The organism is Janthinobacterium sp., from assembly GCF_009923995.1.
Classification (GTDB): Bacteria; Pseudomonadota; Gammaproteobacteria; order Burkholderiales; family Burkholderiaceae_D; genus Janthinobacterium.
Genome location: NZ_RFSK01000124.1, coordinates 1 through 4,806, shown reverse-complemented (window position 1 = coordinate 4,806; position 4,806 = coordinate 1). Strand labels below are relative to the sequence as shown.

Sequence of the window (4,806 nt, the reverse complement as noted above, 5' to 3'; positions counted from 1 at the left end):
GGACGTCGCCACCCGATGAGGTCAGCAGCGGCGCATAGACGTCATTGCTGGCCAGGGCGCGGCCAGCCTGGTAGCCGCGGCCTTCGATCGCGGGCTCTTCCTGTGCGTAGAGAAAGTCGCGGCTGCCGAAATGGTGTTCGCCGGTGCTGGCCAGCAGGGTGGGGCTGCTGCCGTAGCCCGCATCGGCGGACTGGCCCAGGGCGTTGGTCAGGCGGTGGTTGTTGCCCGAGAAGGCCGGTGCGCGCAGCACCTGGTCCGATTCGCCCGTGCCGAATTCCGGCGTCGCTCCGACGCCGTCATTGCTGCGCGCGCCAAAGTTGACGAAGCCGTTCGCCAAGCTGCAGGCGCTGCTGGAACTGTCCGGATTGAATTCGCCCGCCTTGCCGCTGCCATCCGCATTCGCCGCTTCGCAGCGCTTGCTGTTGTTGTCGGCCTGCGCCGCCGTCGCCTGTGCCTGCGCCATGCCTGCCGTCAGGAAGAGGGCTGCCGCCAGGGCCGTGCCGAGAACAGAGTAGGGAGTGCGTGGTTTTAACATGGTGTATCTCTTCAGAATGTAGCGGAACGCCGCGCTGTTGCGCTGTCCGTTCGCGATGCGGTTAATGTTTGCTACCGATAATGCGATTTCTGGTGCATGGCCGGATGTGCATTCCACGAGGCACGCGAGGCTGGGGCCTGCTCTCATTGTGACGGTATCGTTGCGGTCCGCTGATTGTTGTTATCAGGAACAAAACTTATTTGCCTGAAATATATCACATTTTTCCTGTCGGCGTCTTGTTGGCGTGCGCCGAGTCACTTCTTGTTGTTGGAAAAATACGCCTTGCCAGATGCCCGGAATGAGGGCGCGGCACGGGCTTTACTCCATTCGGCTTAATCAAATGTCATCAAGTCGTCATCCAGGACCTTTAATATGCAAATAACAAGTTTGAAATACTTTTGTTAATTGTGGCGCGCCGGCCGGCATGACGGGCCGGCGCCATTTATTTACCGACCGGGATTCTCATGCACACCTCGCTTTCTCCCCTGCGCACGCCCCTGCGCCTGACCGTCATGGCCACCTTGCTGGCCAGCCTGTCCGTGCCGGCACTGGCCGCTTCCGACATCGTCATCAGCCAGGTCTATGGCGGTGGCGGCAATACGGGCGCCTTGTATACCAACGACTTCATCGAACTGTTCAACCGCGGCGCCAGTCCCGTGAACGTGGGCAATTGGAGCGTGCAATACGCGTCCGCCGCGGGTACCACCTGGGCCGTGACGGCCTTGCCGGCTATCGATCTGCAACCGGGCCAGTATTTGCTGGTCCAGCAAGCGAAGGGCACGGGCGGCACGGCAGCGCTGCCGACGCCGGACGCCAGCGGCAGCCTGGCCATGTCGGGCACGGCGGGCAAGGTGTTGTTGAGCAATAGCAAGACGGCGCAGACGGGCGCCAGCCCCACGGGCGCGTCCGTCATCGACCTGGTGGGCTTCGGCACGGCCAATGGCTTCGAAGGCAGCGTGGCGCCCGCGCCATCGAATACCCTGTCCATCCTGCGCGCCAACGGCGGCTGCAGCGACACGGACGACAACGGCGCCGACTTCGCCGCCGGCAGCGTGACGCCGCGCAATACGGCTTCCGAGCGCCACGTGTGCGGCGGCCCCGTCGTGCACCAGATCATCACCAGCTGCCCCGCCAGCCTGGCCCTGGCGGCCGGCAATGGCGGCAGCGCCGTGCTGCGCGCCTCTGACGTCGATGGCGTAGTCAATGCCGCCAACCTGGGTTCGCCTGCCGTGGCCGGCATCAGCCTGGCCAATTTCAGCGCCGCCGGCGTGGCCGGCGAGAGCGCGACGGTCAGCCTGCTCGTGGCCGCTGGCGTGCCTGCCGGCAACTACCCCGTCACCGTCAATTTCAGCAACGACCAGCAGCAGAGCGCCAGCTGCAAGATCGATGTCGCCGTGCAGGGCCTGGCTGCCGTCAGCCACACGATCCCGCAAATCCAGGGCAGCGGCGCCGCCAGTCCCTACGCCAATTCCGTGCAGACGACGGAGGGCGTGGTGACCCTGAAAGTGGGCACGGGCTTCTTCATCCAGGATGCGGCCGGCGATGGCGACCCGTCGACGTCGGACGGCATCTTTGTCTACACGGGCAGCACGGCCACCAGCGTGCAGCCGGGCGAACTGGTGCGTGTGACGGGCACGGTATTCGAGTACACGCCCACGGGCGCGAAAAATTCCTACACGGAATTGAAGGACGTGACGGCCATCCTCACGCAAAGCGCGGGCCACAGCGTCGTGCCGACGAACGTGACCTTGCCGAATGACAATCTGGGCGCCGTGGAAGGCATGCTGGTGCGCTTCACGCAGCCCCTGACCGTGTCGCAGAACGCCTACCTGGGCGCGCGCGGCGAACTGACCCTGTCGGCGGGACGGCGCGAAGTGCCGACCAACCGCCATCCGGCCGGCTCCGCCGAGGCGCAAGCCTTGATCGCGGCCAATGCGAACAACCTGATCGTGCTCGATGATGGCATCTTCGTCACGCCGACAACGATCCCGTATCTGGGCCAGGATGGCACCGTGCGCAGCGGCGACACGGTGTCCGACCTGACGGGCGTGGTGGACTTCGGCGCCATCGGCGGCGGTGGCGCCGCCTACAAGCTGCAGCCGACGCAGGCGCCGCAGTTCTCGCGCGACAATCCGCGCACGGACCGGCCGGAACTGCCTGCGGGTAACGTGAAAGTGGCCAGCGCCAACGTGCTCAATTTCTTCACGACCTTTACGAATGGCAACAACGTCTTTGGCCAGACGGGGCAGGGCTGCACCGTAGGCTCGTCGACTACCAAGAGCAATTGCCGCGGCGCCGACAACCTGGCCGAGTTCGTGCGCCAGCGCGACAAGATCGTGGCCGAGCTGAAAGCCATCGATGCGGACGTGGTGGGCCTGATGGAAATCCAGAACAATGGCGAAACGGCCGTCACCTATCTGGTCGAGCAGCTCAACGCGGCCATCGGCGGCGTCACCTACGCCGTGGTGCCGAAGCCGGCCGCCACGGGCACGGACGCCATCCGCGTGGCCATGATCTACAAGCCGGCCAAGCTGGGCCTCGTGGGTGGCGCCCTGTCGGACGCGAATGCCATCAACAACCGTCCGCCGATGGCGCAAACCTTCAAGGCGGCGAACGGCGAGAAATTCTCGCTGATCGTCAACCACATGAAGTCGAAGGGCAGCTGCCCGTCCGGCGCGGGCGCGGACGCGGACAACAACGACAGCCAGAGCTGCTGGAACGCTACCCGCGTGCAGCAGGCGCAGCGCCTGGTGGGCAGCTTCGTGCCCCAGGTGGCCGCGGCGGCCGGCGATGCGGACGTGCTGGTCATCGGCGACCTCAATTCGTATGGCGCGGAAGACCCGATCCAGGTCATCACGGGCGCCGGCTTCGTCAATGAACTGGAGCGCTTCGTGCGGCCGTCCGGCATGCCGTACTCCTACGTGTTCGGCGGCCTGAGCGGCTATCTCGACCATGCGCTGGCCAGCGCCTCGCTGAGCCCGCAAGTGGCCGGCGTGGCCGAGTGGCATGTGAATGCGGACGAGCCGGAAGTGATCGACTACAACATCGACTCGGCCAAGCCGCAGGACCTGTACACCGCCTCGCCGTACCGCGCCTCGGACCACGACCCGGTCGTCATCAGCCTGGACCTGCAGCCGGCCTACCGCGACATCACGGCCGCCGTCTCGGTCGCCAGCTCGGGCCTGACGTTCAACCGCACGACGCAGAAGTACACGGGCACGTTTGCCTTCACCAACACGGGCAGCAGCGCCCTGAACGGCCCCTTCCAGGTGGTCTTCGACGGCCTGCCGGCCGGCGTCACCCTGGCGAACGCCAGCGGCACGCATGCGGGCGCAGGGTATGTCACGGTGAACGCGGCCAGCCTGGCGCCAGGCGCGACGGCCTCGTTCGCCGTCAGTTTCACCAATCCGTCGAAAGTGACGATCAACTACTCGGCCAGCATCTTTGCCGGCAACTTCTAAGGACTTCATCATGTTGACTACGCAACTCAATCTCACCCTGCGCCGCGCCGTGCTGGCCGCCTTGCTCGCCGGCAGCGCCAGCGTGGCGCTGGCGGACCCGCTGGGCTATCACGTGGAAATCGACACGAGCACGTTTTCCGGCGCCGGCTTCCTCGACTTCGCCTTTATCGCCGGCAACAGCCCCGCGCCGGGCGCCAGCGCTACCCTGAGCAACTTCTCGGGCGCATTCGGCGCACTGGAATCGCAAGAAGGCAGCGTCAGCGGCAGCTTGCCCGGCACCTTGACCTTCGGCAATAGCGGCGCCTACAACGACTGGTTCCACAACGTGACCCTGGGCGGCAAGTTTGCCTTCAACATCGTCTTTGGCGGCGACTTCCTGACGACGGCCGGCAATGCGGGCACGACCTTTGGCGTGGGCCTGCTCGACGCCTCGGGCACGGCTTACCTGGGCAATGTGAATGGCAACGTGCTGCAGTTCGAATTGACGCCGCTCAATGGCGGCGTGCCCGCCAGCATCGCCGGCAGCACCTACGCCAGCATCGCCTCGATCTCGGCCGTTCCCGAAGCATCGGAGTGGATGATGCTGACGGGCGGCCTGGCGCTGGTCGGCCTGGCCTTGCGCCGCCGCCAGCCCGTCATGCCGGCGTAAAGAGCCGTTTTCCAGTTTGAACATAGCGGACGCAGGTCCGCTGTGTTTTTTTTGGCTCTGTCCTCGACAAGTAGGGGAACTCACGGTACGGCCGAGGTCTAACTGAGTGGACCAGCCAGACGGGAGCACCTCATGCAAGCAGCCGAATGGAAACGTTTTAT

Annotated in this window: 3 protein-coding genes; 2 read left to right on the top strand and 1 reads right to left on the bottom strand. The window is 65.1% G+C overall.

Annotated elements, in window-relative coordinates:
- Positions 1 to 535, bottom strand: a 535-nt coding sequence (locus EBS11_RS27930; protein WP_290608723.1) for a hypothetical protein, incomplete at its 3' end; no start/stop codon positions are given.
- A 464-nt stretch (positions 536 to 999) separates the two neighbouring features.
- Between EBS11_RS27930 and EBS11_RS27925 the strand changes: the two genes are divergently transcribed.
- Positions 1,000 to 3,996: an ExeM/NucH family extracellular endonuclease gene (locus tag EBS11_RS27925; RefSeq protein WP_290608721.1), complete on the top strand. Its 2,997-nt coding sequence runs from the start codon at positions 1,000 to 1,002 to the stop codon at positions 3,994 to 3,996.
- 10 nt (positions 3,997 to 4,006) lie between these two features.
- Complete coding sequence (locus EBS11_RS27920) at positions 4,007 to 4,645, top strand: NF038129 family PEP-CTERM protein (protein ID WP_290608719.1); 639 nt, start codon at positions 4,007 to 4,009, stop codon at positions 4,643 to 4,645.
- Positions 4,646 to 4,806 lie beyond the last annotated feature (161 nt).

Bases quoted from the DNA above. Each gene is read 5' to 3' on its own strand.
- EBS11_RS27925 (WP_290608721.1), top strand. From the start codon at position 1,000: ATGCACACCTCGCTTTCTCCCCTGCGCACGCCCCTGCGCCTGACCGTC.
- EBS11_RS27920 (WP_290608719.1), top strand. From the start codon at position 4,007: ATGTTGACTACGCAACTCAATCTCACCCTGCGCCGCGCCGTGCTGGCC.